The 21677-nt window shown below is 58.8% G+C and carries 21 protein-coding genes and 1 tRNA gene; 7 read left to right on the top strand and 15 right to left on the bottom strand.

Annotated features, from left to right (window positions below; genetic code table 11):
* Positions 1–21: 21 nt before the first annotated feature.
* On the top strand, positions 22–312 hold the full coding sequence (locus IT444_09710; GenBank protein ID MCC7193041.1) for a Dabb family protein: 291 nt from the start codon (positions 22–24) through the stop codon (positions 310–312).
* Positions 313–345: 33 nt separating this feature from the next.
* Here the strand turns inward: IT444_09710 and IT444_09705 are convergent, their stop codons facing one another.
* The 11 genes from IT444_09705 to IT444_09655 form a co-directional block, all read right to left on the bottom strand.
* Entirely contained in the window at positions 346–711 is a 366-nt protein-coding gene (locus IT444_09705; protein MCC7193040.1) for an ATP-dependent Clp protease adaptor ClpS, read from the bottom strand.
* A gap of 55 nt (positions 712–766) precedes the next feature.
* On the bottom strand, positions 767–2137 hold the full coding sequence (locus IT444_09700) for an anthranilate synthase component I family protein (protein MCC7193039.1): 1371 nt from the start codon (positions 2135–2137) through the stop codon (positions 767–769).
* Between the two features lie 107 nt (positions 2138–2244).
* A tRNA-Arg gene (locus IT444_09695) sits at positions 2245–2318 on the bottom strand.
* A gap of 105 nt (positions 2319–2423) precedes the next feature.
* Positions 2424–2741, bottom strand: a complete 318-nt coding sequence (gene rhaM, locus IT444_09690; GenBank protein MCC7193038.1) for an L-rhamnose mutarotase — start codon at positions 2739–2741, stop codon at positions 2424–2426.
* A gap of 30 nt (positions 2742–2771) precedes the next feature.
* Positions 2772–3506 carry a sulfotransferase gene (locus tag IT444_09685; protein ID MCC7193037.1) on the bottom strand — a complete coding sequence of 245 codons (735 nt, stop codon included), beginning with the start codon at positions 3504–3506 and terminating at the stop codon, positions 2772–2774.
* 14 nt (positions 3507–3520) lie between these two features.
* Positions 3521–4921 carry a sulfatase gene (locus tag IT444_09680; GenBank protein MCC7193036.1) on the bottom strand — a complete coding sequence of 467 codons (1401 nt, stop codon included), beginning with the start codon at positions 4919–4921 and terminating at the stop codon, positions 3521–3523.
* A gap of 62 nt (positions 4922–4983) precedes the next feature.
* A complete protein-coding gene (locus IT444_09675) occupies positions 4984–6030 on the bottom strand; it encodes a Gfo/Idh/MocA family oxidoreductase (protein MCC7193035.1) in 1047 nt (348 codons plus the stop codon).
* Between the two features lie 96 nt (positions 6031–6126).
* Positions 6127–6924 carry a sugar phosphate isomerase/epimerase gene (locus IT444_09670; protein MCC7193034.1) on the bottom strand — a complete coding sequence of 266 codons (798 nt, stop codon included), beginning with the start codon at positions 6922–6924 and terminating at the stop codon, positions 6127–6129.
* Positions 6925–7014: 90 nt separating this feature from the next.
* Positions 7015–8013: a Gfo/Idh/MocA family oxidoreductase gene (locus IT444_09665; protein MCC7193033.1), complete on the bottom strand. Its 999-nt coding sequence runs from the start codon at positions 8011–8013 to the stop codon at positions 7015–7017.
* 34 nt (positions 8014–8047) lie between these two features.
* The gene (locus IT444_09660) at positions 8048–9055 is read right to left on the bottom strand and encodes a Gfo/Idh/MocA family oxidoreductase (GenBank protein ID MCC7193032.1); all 1008 of its coding nucleotides are present in this window, start codon (positions 9053–9055) and stop codon (positions 8048–8050) included.
* 99 nt (positions 9056–9154) lie between these two features.
* Entirely contained in the window at positions 9155–9409 is a 255-nt protein-coding gene (locus tag IT444_09655) for a hypothetical protein (protein ID MCC7193031.1), read from the bottom strand.
* Between the two features lie 226 nt (positions 9410–9635).
* Here IT444_09655 and IT444_09650 point away from each other — a divergent pair, with 226 nt between their 5' ends.
* A complete protein-coding gene (locus IT444_09650) occupies positions 9636–10478 on the top strand; it encodes a sugar phosphate isomerase/epimerase (GenBank protein MCC7193030.1) in 843 nt (280 codons plus the stop codon).
* A 63-nt stretch (positions 10479–10541) separates the two neighbouring features.
* Positions 10542–11561, top strand: a complete 1020-nt coding sequence (locus tag IT444_09645) for a Gfo/Idh/MocA family oxidoreductase (protein MCC7193029.1) — start codon at positions 10542–10544, stop codon at positions 11559–11561.
* 75 nt (positions 11562–11636) lie between these two features.
* Here IT444_09645 and IT444_09640 read toward each other — a convergent pair whose 3' ends face one another.
* From IT444_09640 to IT444_09630, 3 genes are all read right to left on the bottom strand, one after another.
* A complete protein-coding gene (locus tag IT444_09640; protein ID MCC7193028.1) occupies positions 11637–11954 on the bottom strand; it encodes a hypothetical protein in 318 nt (105 codons plus the stop codon).
* Between the two features lie 169 nt (positions 11955–12123).
* Positions 12124–13317, bottom strand: coding sequence for a 23S rRNA (adenine(2503)-C(2))-methyltransferase RlmN (gene rlmN, locus IT444_09635; protein MCC7193027.1), 1194 nt, complete (start codon positions 13315–13317; stop codon positions 12124–12126).
* Positions 13318–13407: 90 nt separating this feature from the next.
* Positions 13408–14541 carry a hypothetical protein gene (locus tag IT444_09630; protein MCC7193026.1) on the bottom strand — a complete coding sequence of 378 codons (1134 nt, stop codon included), beginning with the start codon at positions 14539–14541 and terminating at the stop codon, positions 13408–13410.
* Between the two features lie 86 nt (positions 14542–14627).
* Between IT444_09630 and IT444_09625 the strand changes: the two genes are divergently transcribed.
* From IT444_09625 to IT444_09610, 4 genes are all read left to right on the top strand, one after another.
* Complete coding sequence (locus IT444_09625) at positions 14628–15629, top strand: dihydroorotate dehydrogenase (GenBank protein MCC7193025.1); 1002 nt, start codon at positions 14628–14630, stop codon at positions 15627–15629.
* Between the two features lie 90 nt (positions 15630–15719).
* Positions 15720–16106: a metallopeptidase family protein gene (locus IT444_09620; GenBank protein MCC7193024.1), complete on the top strand. Its 387-nt coding sequence runs from the start codon at positions 15720–15722 to the stop codon at positions 16104–16106.
* 192 nt (positions 16107–16298) lie between these two features.
* The gene (locus IT444_09615) at positions 16299–17615 is read left to right on the top strand and encodes an efflux RND transporter periplasmic adaptor subunit (protein MCC7193023.1); all 1317 of its coding nucleotides are present in this window, start codon (positions 16299–16301) and stop codon (positions 17613–17615) included.
* Positions 17616–17677: 62 nt separating this feature from the next.
* Positions 17678–20989, top strand: a complete 3312-nt coding sequence (locus IT444_09610; protein ID MCC7193022.1) for an efflux RND transporter permease subunit — start codon at positions 17678–17680, stop codon at positions 20987–20989.
* 42 nt (positions 20990–21031) lie between these two features.
* On the opposite strand, the gene IT444_09605 is transcribed toward IT444_09610, so the two are convergent.
* Positions 21032–21673, bottom strand: coding sequence for a hypothetical protein (locus tag IT444_09605; GenBank protein ID MCC7193021.1), 642 nt, complete (start codon positions 21671–21673; stop codon positions 21032–21034).
* Positions 21674–21677 lie beyond the last annotated feature (4 nt).

Raw genomic sequence — 21677 nt, 5'->3', positions numbered from 1 at the left:
CAAATCAACGGGAGCTGTCCCATGTTTGAACATTACGTCATGTTCAAGCTCAAGGAACACAAAGCCTCTGAGCTTCAACCTTTCATCGCCCGACTCAAGCAGCTCAAGGATGACGTGCCGACGATCCGCGAATTGAAGGTGATTCCCAATGAGCGAAAGGGGCGGAAATCTCACGACCTGCTCTACATCGCCCGCTTTGATGATGTCGCCGGTTTCGAGGCGTACATGACTCACCCCCGACACGTGCCGGTGATTCAATACGTGGATGAGATTTGCAGCAGCGTGGCGGACGTCGATTTCACCACGCGGTGAGAGGCTTGCGCCTGAGCGCACCGCGCAGCCGGTTCATTCCGGCTCGATTGTCACCGTCAGATTGCGGCTGGCAAATTGTGTCTGGTACAGCTCCGCCCGTTCCTGGTGTGTCGTCAGCAGAAGGGAAAGCCCGGAGTTGTGCGCTTCAGCTACGCACTGGGTTGCTTTCTTCTTGTCGAGTGTCGTGAGCATCAGCACCGTCTCGATGACGTAGAGAATGTCGTTGACATCGTCGTTGTGAAGGATGACCTTCCAGGGCGGTAGTTGCTTTGGTTTCGGCTTGGATGGCGCAGGCTTGGTCTGCACAGCAGTCCCCGTCTGCGACTCACGCGGCTCGGCTGGGGCGCTCGACTTTTCCGGGGTTTCCGGGGTGTTCGGATTGTTGTCGTTATCAGGCATGGCTCTCTCCCTTTCCAAATAGTTTATTTCGTCGGGAATAGCGGGGCAAGCTGACTCAGTGCGGCTGGTTCTGCGTCAAGCCCAGAGCCGACAGGATCGCCGCTGCCTTATCGAGTGTCTCCTGGTATTCCCGCGCAGGCTGGCTGTCCGCGACGACACCTCCGCCGACAGAAAAATCCAGACGGCCCGCGCCGGTCAGGTCCTGCTCGACCAGAATCGTTCGGATGGCGATGTTCAGGCACGCCTCATCCCGCGACAGGAGACCGATCGCGCCGCAGTAAGGGCCGCGCCGCACGGGTTCGAGTTCGTCGATGATCTGCATGGCTCGCACCTTGGGCGCACCGGTGATGGAACCGCCGGGGATCGTCGCGCGGAGCAGGTCCACGATGTCCTTGCCGGCATGAAGCTGTCCGGTCACGGTGGCGACGCCATGATGTACGGTCGGGTGGCTTTCGATCACGCGCTGCTGAGGTACCTGCACTGAGCCGTAGGTACAGACGCGCCCCAGGTCGTTGCGGAGCAAATCCACGATCATGTTCAGCTCAGCCGTATCTTTTTCGCTGTTGCGGAGTTCTTCAACCGAGGCCGTTGCGGGGCGGGTGCCTTTGATCGGTCTGGTAACGATGCGGCCATGCACATCAAGTTCCAGAAATAATTCGGGCGATGTCGAGAGGATCGCCGGACGCGGCTGCTCTTTCGTACCCCATAGCTCCAGATAAGCACCGTACCACGCGGGAGAAATCCGCATCAGCCGCATGAAAAGGTCGCGCGTGCCCAAGGCAATCTCGCCGCGGATATCAGCCGTGAAGCGCTGCGCGAGGTTGGCCTGAAAAATATCACCGGCAGCGATGTATTCGATCACCCTTGCGACCGACCGCTCGTAAGTTTCACGGCTCACCGCGCTGCGCAGATGGTTGACGCTCAGTGGAGGATGGATGCCGGGAGAGTCGATGAGATCGAGTCGCGGAAACCCGCCGCCTTCCCAGGCGCCGCACGCATGCCATCGCCGTGTCGCCAGGTCATAGGCCAGATAGCCGGGACAAAACGCCAGCTCGATGATCGGCCAGCTTCTGTCCCGGATCGCATGACTGGGGAGATTCTCCACCCAGCGTCCCAGATCGTAGGAAAGGTGGCCGATCCACGGGCCGTCGTTCCAATAGAGCAACTCTCGCAGATCATGAAAGGGCGAGTGCGTGAAGTTGACACCCAGCTCTGCCGGGCCGTCACACCATTCGCTGCGGCTGGAGGTTCCTTCACCTGCGGTAAAGCGATAAGTCCCGCGCGGTTCGGTCAGGATCGACCAACGCGCCCAGCGGGGATGATGTCGCCCGGAGTGCAGCAGTGTCACTCGACGGTCAGCAGGCCAGCGGCGCAGTGCCTCCAGCGGGTCGAAGTTCCAGTTAAGCTCGCAGCCGCGCCCGATCATGCGGGGAATGATAAGGAAAACTGCATCGCCTCATACGGACGAATACGAATACCAGCCAGGATGAACCGTGGAATCGTTACGGATGTTTGCAGAGATCGACGGGAAAATGTCCGCGACAGGAGTCGAACCTGTAACCTTCGGCTTCGGAGGCCAACGCTCTATCCAATTGAGCTACGCGGACGCTGAGGCGATTCTACGAGTGTGACTGACGGCTATCAAGCGAGTCAGCAAACCCCGACGAGCAGCAGAAGTTGTGCAGCGATGATGCAATCCTGCGGGCAGTCCGCTATTTTTCAATGTGGAACACTTCACGGATTTCGACGGATCGCGGGCTGTTATCCGCGTTCGTAGGCATCATGTCCCGCATGTAGGCCCACCATTTACGGCACTCCGGCGTCTGCGCGATCGCGTTCCACTTCGCCTCGTCTTCAATTTCAGCGTAGGCGAATAGCTGGTTCGTCCCTTCGTGCAGAAAGATCGAGTAGCTCGTGACGCCGTGCTTTTTGAGGACAGCTTCGAGTTCAGGCCAGATCGGTCGGTGACGGCGCTCGTATTCGACTTCGCAGCCCTTATTGACCGACATCACGAATGCTTTGCGGATCATCACACGCTCCTGATGGATCAGTTACGAAAATCAAAGATAGCCGTGCTCAACTAAATCCTCATGGAAGAAGTCGAAATCATGAACGCCTTTATCGGTTTTCCATCGACCGACCGCTTCGGGTTTCACGGGGATTTTGCAGAGGGGAAACCCGGTAAACGTCGCGAGCTTGCGGAGTGTCTCATCCTGCTTCAGAACAAAGTCCTCAAACCGCACGGTGTAAAAGTGTTTCGGTCGCGGAGTCGCTTTGACCAGCGCCTGCTGATAGTCCCACGAGATTGCGCGGCGCAGCCGTTCATCGTCGGTCTTGTCATAAGGCACGCCGAAGTCGGCCAAGTCATCCGTGATGTGCGTACCCAGGATGCAGTCGCGCGGGTCACGGATCCAGTAGATGTATTTGATCTCCGGGAACATCCGCACGATCCACGGATAGATCAGCGTTGTCTCCGGCAGCTTCCAGCCGCGGAAGGGCATCCGACTCGACAGCACGGACGCTAGGTATGTTTCGACGAGCCGTGTAAAGGCCGGGTCGATCGGCATCGTGTGCAACTGTGAAAAGTCCCAGTTCAGCCTGCCGAGGTGCTTGACGTATTTGGCCATGACGCGGCAGGCCTCGTAGAGGTTATCCGGCGGAAGCAGATCCCATGACTCGTTGATCTGCGAACCCATGAAGACACCGCTGGCACCGAGCGTCTGCGACATCGCCCGCGTGCCGGAGTGTCCGCGGCCGATGACGGTGAACATGTTCGTAATCGAAGCGTGAGACAAGACGAATACTCCTGTTACCTGCTTTTTTCCTGAAGTCTTGATGCCTGTTTCGGATCGCCGATGTGCATCGTGTTATACGCCTGTTCGCTGGTTTTGAAGGCGCCGACACCAGCATGGCCGTGCCAATCTCCCTGAGTGAGCATGGGGTTTTCGATATTCAGCTCCTTAGTCCGCGCAGCGATCCAATTATCCATCCGTCGGCGCAGATCCGCGACGATTTTCGGGTACTTGCCCGCGACGTTGGTGTTTTCACCCGGATCCTTGATGAGGTTGTAAAGCTCGATCTCCGGCTTGTAGTGGAAATCCGGCTCCAGCGCGACCATCAGCTTCCATTGTGGCGTGCGCCAACCGTGCTTGCGCATCCATGTGCATTCGGTGATGTAGAACTCGCGGTCAAAGCCGCGCGACTTTCCGCGCAGCAGGTTCAGTGCCGAGATGCCGTCGAACTTGAGCTTCGTCTTGATACCCGCCAGTTCGAGGATCGTCGGCACAAGATTTTTGTGTTGCAGATAACCCTTGACACGCCGGCCGGCCGGGACTTTTTTCGGGTAGCGAATAATCAGCGGCACGCGCAGCGTCACGTCGTACAGGCCGTGGTGGTCGTACCAGCACTCGTGATCGTGGAGCGTCTCGCCGTGGTCTGCATTGATGATGACGATTGTGTCATCGAGGATGCCGAGTGTTTCGAGCTTGGTGAAAATCGACTGGATGCACGAGTCCATGTACGCCACCGCGCCGTCATACTGCGCGATGATGTAGTCCTTGTCGGTGCATCCGGGCGGGAACCAGGAGCGGAAGTAGTCGGCGAACGGCTTGAATGCGTACACCGGTTCGAGCGATTTGTTGTTCGGATCGCACTCGTTGCCCTGATAGAACATTCGTTCAAACGGGACGGGCGGCAGGTAGGGCGAGTGCGGGTCCATGTGTCGGAGCATGACGAACCACGGCTTGCCGTCCTTGTGAAGTTCATCAAGATGAGGAAGGAACACGTCGTTGAGGTTCTGAGCCTTAGGGCTGCGGCCTTCGTTCCACGTTCCCCAGCCGGCGTAGTCGAGATATTTATCGAATCCGCGTGAGGCCGGGTTTCCTGTGAAGCCGACGCAGGTTGTCATGTAACCCGCTTCACGGCAGATTTCCGCGAGGGTTTTGACCTTTGGTGTCAGCCCGCCCTTGTGGCGCAGCGCGACAACCTCGGTACCAAAGCAATCGCGGCCGGTGAGCATGGACGAGTAGGCCGGCGTCGTCGGAATGTGGGCTGAGTAAAGCTGCTCAAACAGCGTGCCTCCCTGTGCGAAACGGTCGATGTGCGGCGTGGTCTGCCGGTGGTAGCCGTAGCAGCTCATGTGCGGCGCCAGCAGCGAGTCAATCGCCAGCAGGAGGATGTTGGGTTTGGATGCTTTGCGTTTCTTAGCCATGGTTGGCTCCGTTAGTGTGAGCGTGGCTCACCGTCATTCCCAAGGGGCGGACAGCGTCCACCCTATTTGATCTCACTGAGTAAAACTCGGCGGCCCAGTTGGGCGGCCTGATAGGAAGCCAGCACCATTCGTAATGCGGTGCAGCCTTCCCGCGCGGTGGCGATCGGGTCGCGCAGTCCCCGGAGAAAATCGAGAATCGGTCGCGCCAGATCGGCGATCCGGGCAGCGTGGCCGGCGGGGGAGGGAATCAGGCTGTCAGTCCATTCCTTGCCGGCGTTGGTAATCCATTTGAGGCCAATGGCGTCGGCGGCTCGCGGAAGATTGCAACTGACCGCATCGCCGTAGTTCTGGATGATCGTGCCTTTCTCGCCGACGATTTCGGTCGTGTTTTCGGAAGCCGTCGCGGTAAAGGAGCAAGACACTTCCGCCTGGAGTCCATTGGGGTAGCGAAAGATCGCCACGCCGTTGTCGTCGGGTACTTTCGGGTTGTGGAGTGTGTCGATCTCCGCGATTACGCTCGCCGGTTCGCCGAACATCCAGAGCATCCAATCGATCGGGTGCGCCGCGTCATCCGCCCACATGCCCCGATTGAGCTGCCTGCTGGTGTGCCAGGAGTTTTCAAAACCCGGCCACTGGTGCGTGCTCAGGCAGTGTCTCCGGCGGACCTGATACACCCGGCCCAGAACGCCCTCGGCGATCAGGTTTTTCATTTTCAGGTTCTGCGGATCGACACGCATCTGCCAGGCGATGGTGAACTTTACTCCGGCCTTGTTGACCGCCGCGATGATCCGCTCCGCCTCAGCCAGCGTCAACGCCATCGGCTTCTGGAGGACGATGGCCTTTCCCGCTGCTGCGGCCTTTTCACACAGGTCGGCGTGCATCGAGGTTTCCGCCCCGATGACGACCGCATCGAGATCGCTCCGTGAAAGAATCGCATCGACGGATTCCGTCGCGGACAGATTGAACTTGTCCGCATTCGTTCGCAGACGTGCTGCGTCGTGGTCCCAGCCTGCGATGAGTCGAACCTCATCAGGCCAACGCAACCACTGGTCGGCGTACATGCCGATATGGCCGTGGGCGAAGCCGAGGATGGCGATGGTCAGGGGCATGATCGGATCAGTCGCAAAGTTCGTGGGGTCGATGGTGAGAGGCTGGGTAGTCGGCCGGACTCAATTCTCCGCGATGATCGCTGATCTTTGCATAACCTACCGTGCGCCGCACGCCTGAAGACACGCCTGCATATGACCGCGTGACTCGGCGGCAACCGCGACGCACAGCGGCAGCTCCAGTTGCTTGGCTCCAATGACTTCGAGATTTACCGGCCCCTGATAGCCCGACTGATGCAGCACCCGGATATAGTTAATCAGGTCGATGTCACCGCGTCCGTTGGCCTGAAGAGCCGGCGTGCCCGGACCTTTCTCACGCCCCTTACAGTCGCGGATATGAACATGCTTGATCCGCTTGACGACCGCACTGATCGCCTCGACCGGATTCTCATTGGCGCGGTGAATGTGGCTGGGGTCCATGTCCAGACCGAACGACGGCGACTGAATCGCCTCAAGCAGTCGGAGCGTGGTGGGGGTGTTGTAAACGACGCTGCCGACGTGCGCCTTGACGCACAGTGTGACGCCATGATTCTGCGCCATGTCGGCGAGCTTTTTCAACGACTCGATAACCGGCCCGAAAGTGGACTCGTCATCGGATTTCCCGCCGGGTCCGCAATTGATGATCGGAATGCCGATGGCCTGTGCCGCCTTAAATGCCAGTTCCATCCGAGCGGGATCCTGCGACGGCTGCTCCATCGCGGTGATGGGCAGGTTGTATTTCTGGGACAGGTCCTTAATGGCCGGTGCCTGCTCACGCCACTGGTTGAGATCGATGTGCTGGCTCATGCCGTCGATGGCAGAGAGTTCGATCGCGTCGTATCCGCACGCGGCGGTGTATTTGAAGGCGGTTTCCAGATCGAACCCGCCGAACAGCACGCTGTTGACACCAAGTTTCATGATTGCTCCTGCGAATCTACGAATGATCGGAACTGGCGCGATCGAGTCGGATGAAACTGTCGCGCATCACGGGTGCTGCACTTGCCCGGCTTACTTCACCTCGACGACGGTTCCCTTGTCCCAGGATTCGACAGCCGCTTCGATGACCAGTTGAGCCTTGAGCGCGTCTTCGCCCTTGGCGTCAATCTTGTCGATCGGGGTCTTATTCATGAGGTCGTCGATCCATGCGTTGATGCGAGACGGGAAAGTCTCACCGAAGCTGCGCATGCCGCCGAGGTATCGGTACGTCTCGGTTTCGATGCTCTTTCGCGGCTGGAACTCCAGCACTTCACACGCATCGGTGAGGACGAATCGTGCGTCCTGTCCCATGACTTCGCATCGCTCCAGACTCCACTGGTGGCCTGGACCGCCGCCGTCATAGCTGCCCATGAGGTGACCGATCACGCCCGACTCGAATTGCATGTTCACGTGGACGTTTGACCAGCACTTGCGGCCGGGGCCTTTTTTGAAGAAGGCATGAACCCGTTTCACGTCTCCGCAGAAGTAGCGCATCACGTCGATCGAGTGCGGGTGAAGCGCCCGAATGTGGAAGTGTTCTGCCGTCTCGTTGGGATTGTTGATCCACATGAACATGCTGATCATGTTGATCTCACCGAGCCGTCCGGCCTGCATCCATTCCCTGGCGCGTTTGGACGCGGGTGTGAAGCGGTGATTGAGGTTGATGCCGTAGGGCAGGTTTTTCTTCTTCGCCAGCTCGACCATCTCGCGTGCCTTGGGTACTTCATTGGAGATGGGTTTCTCACCGAGGACGGGAATCCCGGCGGCGAGGAGTTCCATCGTGGGCTGGTAGTGGTCTCCGCCGTTCTCCCGGCCGGCAGTGGTGACACTGGCGGCATCGATCTTCACGCCGCTCTTGAGCATGTCGGCGACGGAGTAAAACGCCTGCGCGTTGTGTGCCGCGGCAGCTTTGTCGGCACGCTCCTTAATGATGTCGCAGACGGCGACGAGCTTGGTGTTGGCGTTCTTCTTGTAGCACTCGGCGTGGTTGTTTCCGATACCACCGAGGCCGACAATCGCGACGTTAAGCATGTTGATCTCCGGTATGCCGGGAATCCCGGCAGTGCTAATCCTTGGTTGTTACCTTAACGACCGTTCCTTTTTCTATCGACTCGATCGCCGCCGCCAGAACCTGTTGCGCCGCCAGTCCGTCGGCACCTGAGCCGTCGATCTGTTCGGGGCTGACGCCGTTGCGGACCTGCTCCACAAAGCGATGGAGGCGGTCAGTGAAGGTGTCTTCAAAATCACGGAACCCGCCGAAAATCGGATTGGTGTAAACGAGCTTCGTCGGATCACCCGCGGGAAAGAGCGTCGCTTCGCGCCACATGTCGTCGATAATCAACCGGCCCTTGGTCCCGGCGACCTCGCATCGCTCCATGGGGTGGCCACGCTCGATGTCGTAGCTGCCGGTGAGGTGGCCGACCGCACCGTTCCGAAATTTCATGTTGAAAGATGCGGTGGACCAGATATTTCTTCCCGGTGCTTTGGTGGCGAAGCAATGAACCTGCTCGATGTCGCCGCAGAAGTACCGCATGATGTCCACGGTGTGCGGATGGAGGGCTTTGATCTGGAACCAGGGCGAGGACTCGTTGGGATTTTTAATCCACATCGCCATATTCATGAACAGCAACGTGCCGAGTCGTCCTTCGGCCTGCCATTGTTTCGCCAGTCGGGCCGCGGGTGTGAAACGGTGATTAAGGTTGATGCCGAAGCAGCGATTCATCGCGCGTGCCTTGGCGACCATCTTCTGAGCTTTGTCGATTTCGTTGCAGATGGGTTTTTCACAAAGGACGTGGGCGCCTGCTTCGAGTGCCTGCATCGTCGGCTCGAAGTGATCGCTGCCGTATTCGACTCCGCCGGTGGCGACGCTCACGATGTCGGGCTTGAGCGCGTCGAGCATTTTTCCGGCATCGAGAAATCCGGGAACACCCAGTGATGCAGCGGCCTTGTCGCAGCGATCCTTGACGCGATCGCAGACGCCGACAAGCTCGGCGAGAGGATCAGCGGCATGTAGCCGCGCGTGGCGGTTACCGATGGGGCCGAGGCCGATCACACAGACGCGCTGTCGAGCCATGGTGTTGGAAACTTAATGGAGGCGGGTGAGGTTCCGAGGTTTAGGTTCGGTCTTCCGTGGCACTGCCGAGCGGTTATTTTGCCGATCCGGGGGCGAGGATCAATCGGGTCGGACATTGCGAGTCTGGAGATCAAACCAGCCCTTGGTCGGGTCGTACACGAATTTAAGCTGGCGTTTCTCGAAAGCCACCGCCCAGTCTTCCCAGTCGAGCAGTTCAAGCTCCTCGGGTTCAGTAAAGGGTGAGCCACCGATGCGGATGCGGTCGGGCTGTCCGGGGAGGCACGCCGGCCAGTAACCGCAGCCTTCACACCAAACGCGAATCTGTTCAGGATTGATCGTTTCGTAAACGGTCATGGTGAGCGGGTACGCCAGGGGGTGAAAGTCGCAGATTGTGGGCTAAAGCGGGGCAAGTCGCAACCGGCAGCACTGCTGATCTTCCTCCACTCGTCTGCCATTCGTCGCATGGGGCGTGGCATGAAATCGCGTTCGATCGCTGGCGGGTGAGCCGGTTTACCGTGGACAGGCTATTGTTGTCACTTTCTCCCGCCGCTAAACTCTGGCCCTCGTCAGGAGACCGCCCGTGATTAAATGTATCAGCTATTGGTCGATGAAAGACGGCTTGTCGAATACGCACCCGGTCGATGATGCCCTGCGCCAGGCGAAAGATGCCGGCTTTGAGGGCATGGAAGTTTCCGTTGGGACCGATGGCGTCCTCAACACGCAGACCAGCCAAAAAGACTGCGAAAAAATCCGCGCCGCTGCCGCCAAGCTGAAGCTGAAGGTGGAAACGGCGGGGGTCGGCATCACCTGGGGCATCAATCCGCTTTCCAACGATGCCTCCACTCGAAAAAAATCCATCGAGTTGCACGCAGCTGCGCTGCAACGCTGTGCCTGGCTGGGCGTCAAGTCGATGCTCATGGTCCCCGGCGTGGTCAAGAGTCCGATCTCGCCCGACCTGGTCCGCTACGACCACGCCTTGTCACGCCTGCGTGACGGCGTGAAAACATTACTCGAAACTGCGGAAAAGGTCGGCGTCGAGCTGTGTCTCGAAAACGTATGGAACGGCCTGTTCTACTCGCCGGTGGAGTTCGCAGCTTTTGTGGATTCGATCAAGAGTGACAAGCTGGGCATTTACTTCGATGTGGGTAATGTGCTCGGTTACCACCAGCACCCGCCTCATTGGATCGAATTGCTGGGCAAGCGGATCAAGCGGATCCATGTCAAGGATTACACGGAAAACTTCAACTGGACCGGCGGGTACTCGTTCTGTGCGCTGGGTGCTGGTCAGGTACCCTGGCCGGAGACGATGGCCGCGATCCGCGCGATCGGCTATGACAAGACGCTGGTGGCGGAACTGCTCCCGTGGGATCCGGCAAACCTTGCCCGTACCAGCGCTGCAATGGATGTCATCATGAAGCTCTGATCGTGCCTTGCTGATTCTGCTTGCCGCCCGCGCTGATCTGCTTAAATCGAAAAGGAAACTCTCATGCTACGAGTCGGAGTCATCGGCCTGGGAATGATGGGGAATACACACCTGGACGTTTACGCCAAGCGCACCGACGTGCAGGTGGTGGCGATCAGCGATGCCAACCCGCGCCGATTGTCGGGTGAGGAACGCGCTGCGGGAAACATCGAGGGACAAGCGAAGGCATCCTTCGACATCAACGCCGTCAAAAAGTACGAGGAAGGGAAGAAACTGATCCGCGACAAGTCGATCGACATCGTGGATATCTGCCTGCCCACGCCGCTGCACGCCCGGTACCTCAAGTACGCACTCAAGGCGGGCAAGCATGTGATGCTCGAAAAGCCCGTAGCTCGGACAGCTAAGGAAGCGTTGCGACTGGTGAAGCTGACGCAGAAGACGGATCGGATGGTGATGGTCGGAATGTGCATGCGTTTCTGGCCCGGTTGGACCTGGCTCAAGGATGCGGTGCAGAATCAAACCTATGGCAAGGTCTATGCGGCTCAATTCCGCCGCGTTGCCAATCATCCCGGCGGGGCGTTTTACAGCGATGGTGAGCAGTGCGGCGGGGCGATCCTCGATCTGCATATCCACGATACCGACTTCATCCAATATCTATTCGGCATGCCTCGTGCGGTGCAGAGCGTCGGTTACACCAAGCTTACCGGCCACACCGATCACGTGATGACGCGATACATCTATGAAGGTCCGAACGCGCCGCCGATGGTCGTCGCCGAGGGCGGCTGGGTCATGTCGCCGGGTTTTGGATTCTCGATGCGCTACACGGTCAACTTTGAAAAAGCGACCGCGATATTCGATCTGGACAGCAAGGATGTGCTGACACTGGTGGAGAACGGCCAGCGTCGCGGTATTCCGCTGGAACAGGCGATGGGCTACGAGAAAGAGATCGACTACTTCATCAACTGTGTAAAGACCGGACAGAAGCCCTCGATCGTGACGGTCGAGTCGGCGGCGAACTCGGTGAAGATCGTCGAAGCGGAAATCAAGAGCGTCCGCAAAAACAAGACGGTGAAAATCAAGTAACACCAGCGTCGATCAGAGGGCACGATGCCTATCAGCATGAGTACCGAAGCTCAACCGCGCTGAGATCGAAATCGCTCAGGCTGATTCTGAGACGGCGGTCATGCGGGAAAAGCGGATCGGTGCCAGCGCAGCTGAGTCGTCTTCCTCAAGCGTCGCTTCGATCAGGTCTTCTTCCTGAGGAGTCGCAGCCTCGGCAGGTTCTTCCACGTAGCTGCCGTAACGCTCGGTCACCTGCACGATCATGTCGCGCCAGAGCGATAAATCCGCCGCTTCAGGATCGACATACTCGGTTGCAATGAAGACCGTCTCGCAGTTGAAGCAGCGAACTTTACGACCTTGATATGTCTGAGGAACTTTGAACTTTTTTTCGCACTTGGTGCAGCGAATCTTCATCTGGCACCCCTTGATCGGATATCCCTCCGGTCATGCCATGGAGACGCATTCATTTCTGCATAACCAGCTTACCAGCGTAACGGAATCAGGAAAAGCTCCAAAACCCGGTAGTGAAAAAAACATTGGCACACGTTACCGCAAAATCAGGATTTGCGAGAGCGGACTGGATTCAGTGCCCGCTGATTCCTGATGCAGAATTAGCAGTCGCGGAGGTTTGATGTTCGTGACGAAGTTGCCCGCACGCAGCTGAGATATCACGACCGCGGCTGGCGCGGATGTGGGTGTTGACCCCTGCCTTGCGGAGGATCGCCTGGAATTGATGGACATCATCTCCGGCCGGCCGGCTGAAGGGCATGCCTTTGACTTCGTTGTAACGGATGAGGTTGATGTTGGCACGAAGCCGCCGGGCGATCTGGGTGAGTTTGTGAGCGTGCTCAGGTTGATCGTTAACGCCACCGAGCAGGATGTATTCCAGAGTGATTTCGCGGCCGGTCTTTGCAAAGTAATAGCCGCACGCCTCGATGAGCTGCGCGATCGTGACATACTCAGCCCAAGGTATGAGCTTTCGTCGCAGATCATCGTCGGGCGCATGGAGCGACAACGCCAGCGTGACCGGCAACTCCAGGTCTGCCAATCGACGGATTTGCGCAGGCAGGCCGACCGTGCTGATGGTGATCCTCCGACCGGAAATCCCCAGTCCCCAATCGGCCATGAGCGTTCTGATCGCCCGTGTGACATTGTCGAAGTTCGCCAGTGGTTCGCCCATGCCCATGAACACGACATTGGAGATGCGCTCCACGCCGTCCAACGCGCCAAGTCGCCAGACCTGCTCGACAATCTGACCAGCCGTAAGATTGCCGTCGAGTCCGCCGATACCCGAAGCGCAAAATCGACAACCAACCGGGCAGCCAACTTGGCTGGAGATGCACGCGGTTCTGCGCTCGGTGCCGGAGTCAGCACTTTCCGCAGGGATCATCACACACTCGGTATGGAGGTTTGAATCGCGTTGCTCGTGATCGATCACTCGCAGCAGGGGAGCGTTTGCGGAAATCAGGTTCGGCTCGACCTTGTCGGAATCCGGCACAACTTCGCGCTGCGGTCGGCTCCAGTCGATCAGGAGTTTTTGTACGCCGTCCGAGGCGACCTGATGGGAGAGCGTGGTTCCCGCGAGAAACCTCATCCGCTCGGAAAGCAAAAGGCGGTCAGAGGCTGAGATGTTGGTCATCTCTGCGGGATTTACGACATGTCGGCGGTAAACCCATTCGAGCACCTGCGTCGAGCGAAACTTGGCCATCCCCCAGCCCTGGAGCAGTTCGGAAAGTGATTCCGGGTCGAGGTTGAAAATATGCGGGCGCGGTTCCATGCGACGATTATCGCCTCAGCAAACAAGTCGCGGATAAAGCCACGGAGTATGATCAGTGTTGACTCAGCCGTCGGCTATTTTCCGCATGGTTCAAAAAGAAAACACTTCGGGCTGCGCTGGGAACAGGCTCCCATCCTGACTGCGTTGCCAGCGGAAATATTTCCGTTCATCACGGAGTGTCGCGTGGATGCAGAGCGTGTAGCCGATGAGGCCTTGTTTGGGATGCAGACGAATGCCGTCTTTACGCAGGCCTTTCGGGTATGCACTGGTGAACAGGTTGACCACATCGGCAAACGTGGGAACTTTTGGCAGATCATTGAGGGCCTGTCTTAATTTCTGCTCGAAGGTAAAGCACATGCTCCAGAAGGCGTTATCCGAGCAATCCTGCCCGATGCCGAATAGCTCGATAGCCTGATCGCGTTTCGCCCGCTGATATTTCCCCTGCGGCGATTGAGGGTCGCGGCAGGACATTCCGCTGATGTAAGACCGGCCGGTCGAATCCGGGTAAAACACCTCGATGAAGTTGAAGCTGCATTTTTCGATGGCGACTGATCGCTTCTTCGAGTCATGGATGAGCAGGTTTCCGCCTCCCCAGAATGATTTGTAGCGTGTGAGAAAATCCACGCTCGAAGGTACGTCGTTGGCGTATTGTCTGAGCATGGTGAGCACCGGCAGCGGGAAAATGTCCTCCGGCTCGTCATCGATGTGCAGTCCGCTGCCCACGCCGTCAGTGACGAAATCTCCACTGAAGGGGATTGGGTTCGGCTGCTTGTCGGATGGTTTCCAGTGCGTGATGGGATCATCCACGTTTTTGATGTGCATGGGACCGCGATCGGTTTCCGGCAGATAGGCGCAGCGGCAGCGTTCATCGACCGACAGCAGCTTGGCCTGCTTATAACCGCGGAAGCTCAGATAGGTGGTGAGACTGCGGAAGATCGCAATCTCGCGGTCGCTCAGATTGGCCAGCCGTTTAAGTTCCGCTTCGTTCTGGAGGGCGAAATCGACCCACGGTTTTGACTCCGGGTATTTCTCGATGGAGGGAATCCTGGTCATGCGCTCGCGGTGAAAATCGGTCAGCCCCGCCAGCAGGTTTTCACGCTCAAAGTAGGGGGCATCCGCCATGACACGATCCACAGGCGTGACCAGCCACTGCTGACGGTTGGAGTTGATACGGTCAGCTTCCTCTTTGGCTAGTACCCGTGGATCAGATAACGCATGGGCCATGGAGTTTTTCCTTTCCTCATTCCAAAACTCGAAACATTATCGCCTATTTTCGATCCGGGACCATCAACCCGGTATGATTCCCCGCGATGACACGATCGACCTCACCATCAGCCTCGACCGATCCAAAGCCCGCGTCTGGGAGCGTGAGCCTTGCGGTGAATCTTGCCGGCCTCGAACTGGCGAACCCGATGATGACGGCTTCGGGTACCTGCGGCTACGGCTACGAATACGCGGACTTCACCGACCTTTCCCGGCTGGGTGCCTTCGTCACCAAGTCGATCACCGCTGAACCACGCAAGGGGAATGAAGCGTTGCGCATCGTTGAGACGCGCGGCGGCATGCTCAACGCCATCGGACTGGCGAATGTCGGTCTTCAGGCATTCCTCGATGAAAAACTGCCGCTACTGCGCAAGCTGCGCCAGAGCGGGCCGAAGATCATCGTCAACGTCGCCGGTCACTGCATGGAGGATTACGTAAGCGTCTGCGGACGGGTCGCTGCTGAGCCTGATGTGGACGCCATCGAGCTCAACGTCTCCTGCCCGAATGTGAAAGACGGCCTGACGTTTGGAACGGACCCGCGATTACTTCAGGAGCTCGTCCGTGAAGTTCGCCGCGCGATGGTCAAGCGGGTGAAACTCATCGTTAAGCTGTCACCCAATGTCGGCGACATCGTGCTGACCGCCCGTGCAGCCGTCGAAGGCGGCACCGATATCCTGAGCATGATCAACACCTACACGGCGATGGCGATCGACATTCACAAGCGACGCCCGCGCATCGCCAACGGTACCGGCGGATTATCCGGCCCGGCGATCAAACCGCTGGCGGTCTATCTGACGCACCGCGTTTACCGCGGCGTGGCACGCGACGCCAGAGTGCCGATCATCGGTATGGGCGGTATTCAATACTGGCAGGATGCGGCGGAGTTCCTGCTCGCCGGTGCGTCGGGCTTGGCTGTCGGCACCGCGATGTTCGTCGATCCTTCCACGCCGTTGAACATCACGCAGGGACTTAGCGAGTACCTCGCACGGCAGGGCTGCCGGTCGATCAGCGAAATCGTCGGTACGCTGCGGCTCCACGGCGAGACATAACACCCGCAGAGCCGCCCAAGGATGGTCAACCGACATGCCGTCCGGTTGGTTTCTGTGGCGGGTCTGAATGTCGGCAAGTGGTGAGACAACATGCTTTCGTCCGCGCAACGCCGACAGTTCGACTCGCTGCTCGATCAGATCATGAGCGAGTTGCCCGGTCATCTCCTGGAACTGATGGAGGAGATTCCGTTGATCGTGGAGGATGAGCCGTCGCGCGTTGTGCTTGATGAGATGGGCATCAACCCGCGCACAACCGATCTCTGCGGTCTGCACTGGGGCATCCCAATCACCCAGCGGAGCGTATCGCAGTCGGGGACGCTGCCCGACCGGATGATGCTTTTCCGCGGGCCGATCATGCGTGTCGCCGGTCGGCGAGGGCAGCAGTTGGAGGGGCAAATCCGCATTACGCTGTTGCACGAGATCGGCCACCACTTCGGCCTCGACGAGGATGACCTAGCGGCTCTCGGCTACGCCTGAAAAATATTTTATTAACTTTTTGACTTTCTAGATGGGCATTGCTAAAATAGTCAGTTAACATCGGCGTCATGGCGGCGGGGAAACGTTCTCGCCTGCCGTCGATACCGGCCACGTCCGCTAATTCTTCAGCCCGCACAGACCGATCTATACATGAGAAACTACAATGGCGACCCTGCTCGCCGAATCCGGTGCATGAAAACACGTATTGCCATCATCTTTTGTTTCCTTGCGGGACTTGCCTTAGTCGGGGGGGTTGCCGCTTTTCGTTCATCCGGTTTGCGGGAAAAGGTCGCCCCTTCGGTGATCCGGCCGGCGGTGGTCCGCTGTGCTCCGCTCCAAGAGAGGCCGTACAGCGTCACCGAGTCGTTTCACGGCCTGATTCAGGCGAATATCCGCATTGACATGGCTTTCCAGATCGCGGGACGGCTGGCGCAGCTAGGCTCCAGCAAGGACAAGACGATCAAGGAAATGGATTCGGTTGAGCCGGGACAGGTTCTCGCTCAGCTTGAGCCGCTTCGGTACGAAGCAGCTTTGCAGGAGGCTAAGGCTCGTGAGCAGGAGGCCAAGGCCGCTCAGGATGCTGCCAACGCCCAGATCGCTGATGCCAAGGCCCGCGCGGAGGATGCCGCCCAGGAGTTGGGCCGCCTGAAAAAAATGGGCGCGGCCGGCGCAGCCAACACATACGAGATCGATAAAGCTCAGACCGCGGTGAAGGTTGCCAATGCCCAGTTGGATGCCGCCCTTGCAAAGCTCGCCGCCGCCACCGCGGTGTACCAGTCCGCCCGTGCGACCGGAAACGTCGCCAACATCAACCTCGATGACGCCACGCTCAAGTCTCCGATCCGAGGGCTGGTCGCGGCGGTACCCGTGGATGTCGGTCAGATGGTCAGCCCGTCTCAGCCGATCATCACCCTCGTCGATTTGAGCAAGGTGAAACTTGTCGTCGGCGTGGTTGAACGAAAACTTCCTCTGCTGAAAAAAGATCAGAAGGTTCAGGTGGAGGTTCAGGCGCTGGCCAGCGATGTGGATGCCGCCAAAGCGCTCAAGGGTGACACCACGATGCGCGAAGGGACGATTGCGATCGTCCCGCCCGCAGCTGATCCGGCGACAGGGCTGTTTAATGTCGAAATCGAATTGGCGAATGCGGATGGCCGTCTAAGGCCCGGCATGATCGGTAAGGCAGTGGTCTGCGTCAGCGAAAAAAAGGCGATTGCGATTCCAGCGGAAGCGGCGTCTCGTGTCGGAGACCAGTATTACGCCTTTTTCATTGGCGATGGTTATCAAACGGGGTTGAATCTCGGGCAGCTCGGCCAAAGCTCGATCAATGTTCCCATGACGGTGGCCCACCGTGTAGCGTTTAAGCCGGTGATGGTTGACCGTGATTTCTACCTGCTGGCGGATCTGCCGCAAGGTTTTGATCGCCTGATCGTCGAGGGTCAGACGAGACTGACGGATGGTCAGACGGTTCGGATCATCGAGCCGATGGCCGCTGGGGAATCCAACCGTTAGTGGTTTGCCGTCCGTCCGGGACGGCTCACGCACAGTCAGCGCCGATAACGTCGGCAATACACATGGACGTAACCGCCAAAGTCATCGCGTATCCGAAGCTGGTGATCCTCGCCACTGTGATCCTCTGCGGTCTGGGCGTAGGTGCGATGTTTACGTTGCCCAAGGAAAAGTCTCCACGGGTCAAGCTGCCCGTGATCACCGTGGCGGTGCCGAACCCCGGCGCGCCGCCTTCCACCAATGAATCGCAGATCATCCGCAAGATCGAGGAGCAGGCCGGCACGCTGCGCGGGTTGAAGGATTCGGGAGCGGTACATTCTCAAGCACTGCATGGCATGGCTCTGGTGCAGTTCGTTTTTGAGGACGATGTTTCGGTTAAGGATGCCAAGGCTGACGTTGAAAGCCTGATAAATCGGATCAAGGGCGAGTTCCCGCCCGAAGCGCAGCAAAATCCAGGGCCGATCATCAACGATGTCGGATTTGAAAATTTCCCGATCATCCAGGTTTTCGTAGCCGGCGGTGCAGATGGACGGCAGAGGCGGCAGATTGCTGAGCGCCTCAAGACGCAGATGGAAAAGGTGGAGGGCGTGGCCGGCGTGGATATCTTCGGCGGGCTTGAGCCGGAGGTTCAGATCGAGCTGGATCCCAACCGCATGTCCATCTACGGCTTCACCTACCAGCAGGTGGAGGGGGCGATTCGTCACGCCAATCACGAAGCTCCATCCGGAGCGATTGAGAGCTCGGATGGCGGCGACCTGCGTGTCCGTACCAGTAGCCGCCTCAAGAACATCGAAGAAATCAAGGAAATCCCCCTGGGGCAGCGACAGGGCAAGCCCGTCATCCTGGCGGATATTGCGACGAAGATTTATGTCGGCCACAAACCTCTGGACAGCATCGCGCGGTATGACGGTAAGGACGCGGCGGTGCTCCTGGCACGACCCAAGACCGATGTGGACGTGCTCGCGGCTGCCAACGCGATTCAGAGCACGGTCGATCGCTTCGTTGCCAACAAGGAAAATCAGGGTACGCAGATCGGCACCGTACGATCACAGGCCCGCGAGATTCATTACATGCTCAACCAGCTCACGAGCAATGCCTGGCAAGGCACTCTGATGGTGGTGATCATGCTCTGGATCGTCTTTGGCTGGCGCAACGCAGCGATCATCAGTACGGCATTTCCCTTCTGCCTTCTGGTCACGTTCGCTCTGATGTGGCTGGCCAAGCACACGATCTACCCCGGTCTGGCGATCAACAACATGGTGCTGTTTGCGATGATCCTCGTCGTGGGCGAGGTGGCGGACGGCAGCATCGTGGTCGGAGAAAATATCTATCGCCACCGCGAGTTGGGCCGCGGCCCGCTGGAGGCGGCGCGACGCGGCATGGCGGAGGTCGGCGTGCCGGTGCTCTTTGCCTATGCCACCACGGTGGCGAGCTTTGCCCCGCTGTTCCTCGTTCGCGGCGTCATGGGCGAGTTTCTGCGGCAGCTTCCGATTGTCACCATCTTCGCGCTGATCGCAGCAGTCCTGGTGGATCACTTCCTGTTGCCGGTGATGAGTGTTTACCTGATGAAGTCGCCGCCCCGCAAGAAGGGAGATTGCGATGCCACGGGCCAACCGGTCGCTGACCTTTCGCAGGATGAAGAAGAAATCGCCAATGCCGAGACGCTTTCCCGCGCTTCGCGGATGTCACGCGGCTACGGCTGGATCATGGATCACCTGATTCCTCACCGTGGGTTGGTGATGACGCTCGCTGCTGTCGCGGTGATCATTCCGATGGGCTTATTTTTTATTGGTGCGGTCGGGTTTGAGTTGTTCCCGGAGGCGGACACGCCGGTGATCGAGGTCAATTTCGAGTTGCCTCTGGGTTCATCGATGGAGAAAAAGAGCGTCGAGGTTGCATCCACGATCGAGGCTGCGGTGAATCGGGCGGTTCGACCGGAGGAGTGGTATCAACCGTCTCCCGGCTCGCCTCGCGTCCGCCCGGTGACGACGATCGGCGAGGCCGGACGGCTTAATACACGGCTCGACGCGCCGGTTGGAACCGGGCCGGAATTCGGCATGGTTTATGTCGAACTGGAACTGGCGGCGGATCGGCAGCGCAGCAACTCGCAGATCCGCAAGGCGATCGAGGATGAGTTGCCCGCCATGCCGGATGTGATCGTACATGTGACTTCCCCCAAGGAAGGCCCGCCCGCCGGTGCTCCGGTGGTGGTTCGGGTGTTGGCGCAGCGGGAGACTTCGCTCGATGAACTGGCCCAACGCTCCAAGTCTCTGGAGCGTCTGCTGCGCACGATCCCCGGCACACGCGATGTAACCAGTGATTTCCGTCGGCGCAACGAATTGAACGCGACGCCGAACCGCGCGGTGGCCGGTCTGTATGACATCGACGCCCAGCAGATCGCCACAAGCGTCAGTTACGCGCTGGAAGGCGTTCGAGTCGGATCGGTGGATTTTGGCGGCGACGAGGAGATCGACCTGCGTCTGCGCAACGCTCCGAGCGACCGCGATCAGGTGGAGGACATCAAAAATCTGCCGCTGCGGAGTCCGACGGGCAAGCAACCGACGCTCGGTGCGGTGGCTGACGTGGACCGCACCATGAGTGCGCATGTAATCCAGCATTACGACCAGAAACGGGTCATCAACATCCGTTGCCAGCTTGATGAGGGGGTTCTGCCCGACGACGTAAAACGCCAGCTCGTCGCCGCTTTACGAACCGACCTGAGTGAGACTCAGCGACACGCGCTCGTGCAGAGTCATAGCAACCGCGTGCTGCTGTCAGATGATGAAGTTGTCGTGGAATTCGGCGGTGAAAATCAGCTCCGTGACGAAGCCTTCATCGATCTGAATCTCGCCATGGCCATCGCGCTGATCGGCAACTTGGTGATTTTCGTGTTTCAATTCAACAACTTCCGCCAACCGTTACTCATTCTCGGCAGCGTGCCCCTGTCGTTTGTCGGCGTGGCGCTGGGACTGCTGCTATGGGGGCTGAACTTCTCCGTCTCGGCGATGATCGGCGTCGTGGCACTCTCCGGTATCGTGGTTGATAACGCGATGGTGCTCGTCGAGTTTGCCAACAAGATGCGGGATCACGGCGTGCCGGTCGAACGGGCCGTGGTCTATGCCGGTCAGCTCCGCATGAGGCCGCTGATCCTTACGACACTGACTAATGTCGTCGGCCTGATACCCGTGGCGTTCAACCTCTCCGGCGGCGGAGAACTCTGGCAACCGCTGGCGGTAGCGATCATGGCGGGACTCGGCTTCAGCACCGTCATCCAGCTTTTTGTGGTGCCTCTGGCGTATGTGATGATCGAGCGGAAACGCAAAGCGAAGGAAGTCAAAGGCCTGCTGCCGGTAACCTCGCTGGCGGTGGCGGAGTGACAGGCGATCCCGCCCGATGCGAAAGCGGGGGGACGTTCCGGGTTATACCCCTCGAATGCCGAACAACGCGATGGCACACCATGCGTTGCCGATGCGCTCGGTGATTTTGAAACCACGAATGGCGGGAGCGGCCACCGGATAGCCGCGGTCGAGACACTTTCGATGCCACGCGAGAATATCGTGCTCCGCGATTTCGCGTGATTCGGTCAGCAACACGAGCAACAGTCCCGCGTGACGAATGATGCTGTCGCTCCAGAGTTTTTTCACGTCATTGGCCACCGGCGCGAGCAGTTCGGCACTGTAACGGCGGAAGGGGCCGGTCTTTTCATGCTGGGCGACGGTCTTGACCTCCAGCCAGTAGGCGTTTTCCGCATCCACCGCTTCGTCGGAATCAAAAAGCGTGTCCTTCAGGCGCGGGTCGCGGATCGCCCGCTTGTCAGGAGTGAGCACGATGTCGCAGCGCATGCCTTCGTTGCGTTTGGCCTTGATCCAGTCGCAGGGGTAGCGTGTCTCCGGCCAGACTCCGTAACCGGCACGGAGGAATGATTCCTGGATCAACGGGTGCAGGCCAAGCTCTGCCAGGGCGTCGAAGCCATAGACCGCCTGCTCAAGATTGTCAGCTTCCGCGCGGGCGAGGAAGCCTTCGTAAACGGCGTCGGCGAGATCAGCGGGGGACCATCGCATGGAG

This window comes from Phycisphaeraceae bacterium (genome assembly GCA_020851465.1).
In the GTDB taxonomy this organism is placed as follows: Bacteria; Planctomycetota; Phycisphaerae; order Phycisphaerales; family Phycisphaeraceae; genus JADZCR01.
Note: the sequence above shows the minus strand (reverse complement) of the source record. Positions and strands in the feature narration are given on the sequence as shown.

Excerpts from the sequence above, each read along its gene's own strand:
- IT444_09710 (MCC7193041.1), top strand. The coding sequence starts at position 22 with ATGTTTGAACATTACGTCATGTTCAAGCTCAAGGAACACAAAGCCTCT.
- IT444_09705 (MCC7193040.1), bottom strand. The coding sequence starts at position 711 with ATGCCTGATAACGACAACAATCCGAACACCCCGGAAACCCCGGAAAAG.
- IT444_09700 (MCC7193039.1), bottom strand. The coding sequence starts at position 2,137 with ATGATCGGGCGCGGCTGCGAGCTTAACTGGAACTTCGACCCGCTGGAG.
- rhaM (MCC7193038.1), bottom strand. The coding sequence starts at position 2,741 with ATGATCCGCAAAGCATTCGTGATGTCGGTCAATAAGGGCTGCGAAGTC.
- IT444_09680 (MCC7193036.1), bottom strand. The coding sequence starts at position 4,921 with ATGGCTAAGAAACGCAAAGCATCCAAACCCAACATCCTCCTGCTGGCG.
- IT444_09675 (MCC7193035.1), bottom strand. The coding sequence starts at position 6,030 with ATGCCCCTGACCATCGCCATCCTCGGCTTCGCCCACGGCCATATCGGC.
- IT444_09670 (MCC7193034.1), bottom strand. The coding sequence starts at position 6,924 with ATGAAACTTGGTGTCAACAGCGTGCTGTTCGGCGGGTTCGATCTGGAA.
- IT444_09665 (MCC7193033.1), bottom strand. The coding sequence starts at position 8,013 with ATGCTTAACGTCGCGATTGTCGGCCTCGGTGGTATCGGAAACAACCAC.
- IT444_09660 (MCC7193032.1), bottom strand. The coding sequence starts at position 9,055 with ATGGCTCGACAGCGCGTCTGTGTGATCGGCCTCGGCCCCATCGGTAAC.
- IT444_09655 (MCC7193031.1), bottom strand. The coding sequence starts at position 9,409 with ATGACCGTTTACGAAACGATCAATCCTGAACAGATTCGCGTTTGGTGT.
- IT444_09645 (MCC7193029.1), top strand. The coding sequence starts at position 10,542 with ATGCTACGAGTCGGAGTCATCGGCCTGGGAATGATGGGGAATACACAC.
- IT444_09640 (MCC7193028.1), bottom strand. The coding sequence starts at position 11,954 with ATGAAGATTCGCTGCACCAAGTGCGAAAAAAAGTTCAAAGTTCCTCAG.
- rlmN (MCC7193027.1), bottom strand. The coding sequence starts at position 13,317 with ATGGAACCGCGCCCGCATATTTTCAACCTCGACCCGGAATCACTTTCC.
- IT444_09630 (MCC7193026.1), bottom strand. The coding sequence starts at position 14,541 with ATGGCCCATGCGTTATCTGATCCACGGGTACTAGCCAAAGAGGAAGCT.
- IT444_09625 (MCC7193025.1), top strand. The coding sequence starts at position 14,628 with ATGACACGATCGACCTCACCATCAGCCTCGACCGATCCAAAGCCCGCG.
- IT444_09620 (MCC7193024.1), top strand. The coding sequence starts at position 15,720 with ATGCTTTCGTCCGCGCAACGCCGACAGTTCGACTCGCTGCTCGATCAG.
- IT444_09615 (MCC7193023.1), top strand. The coding sequence starts at position 16,299 with ATGAAAACACGTATTGCCATCATCTTTTGTTTCCTTGCGGGACTTGCC.
- IT444_09610 (MCC7193022.1), top strand. The coding sequence starts at position 17,678 with ATGGACGTAACCGCCAAAGTCATCGCGTATCCGAAGCTGGTGATCCTC.
- IT444_09605 (MCC7193021.1), bottom strand. The coding sequence starts at position 21,673 with ATGCGATGGTCCCCCGCTGATCTCGCCGACGCCGTTTACGAAGGCTTC.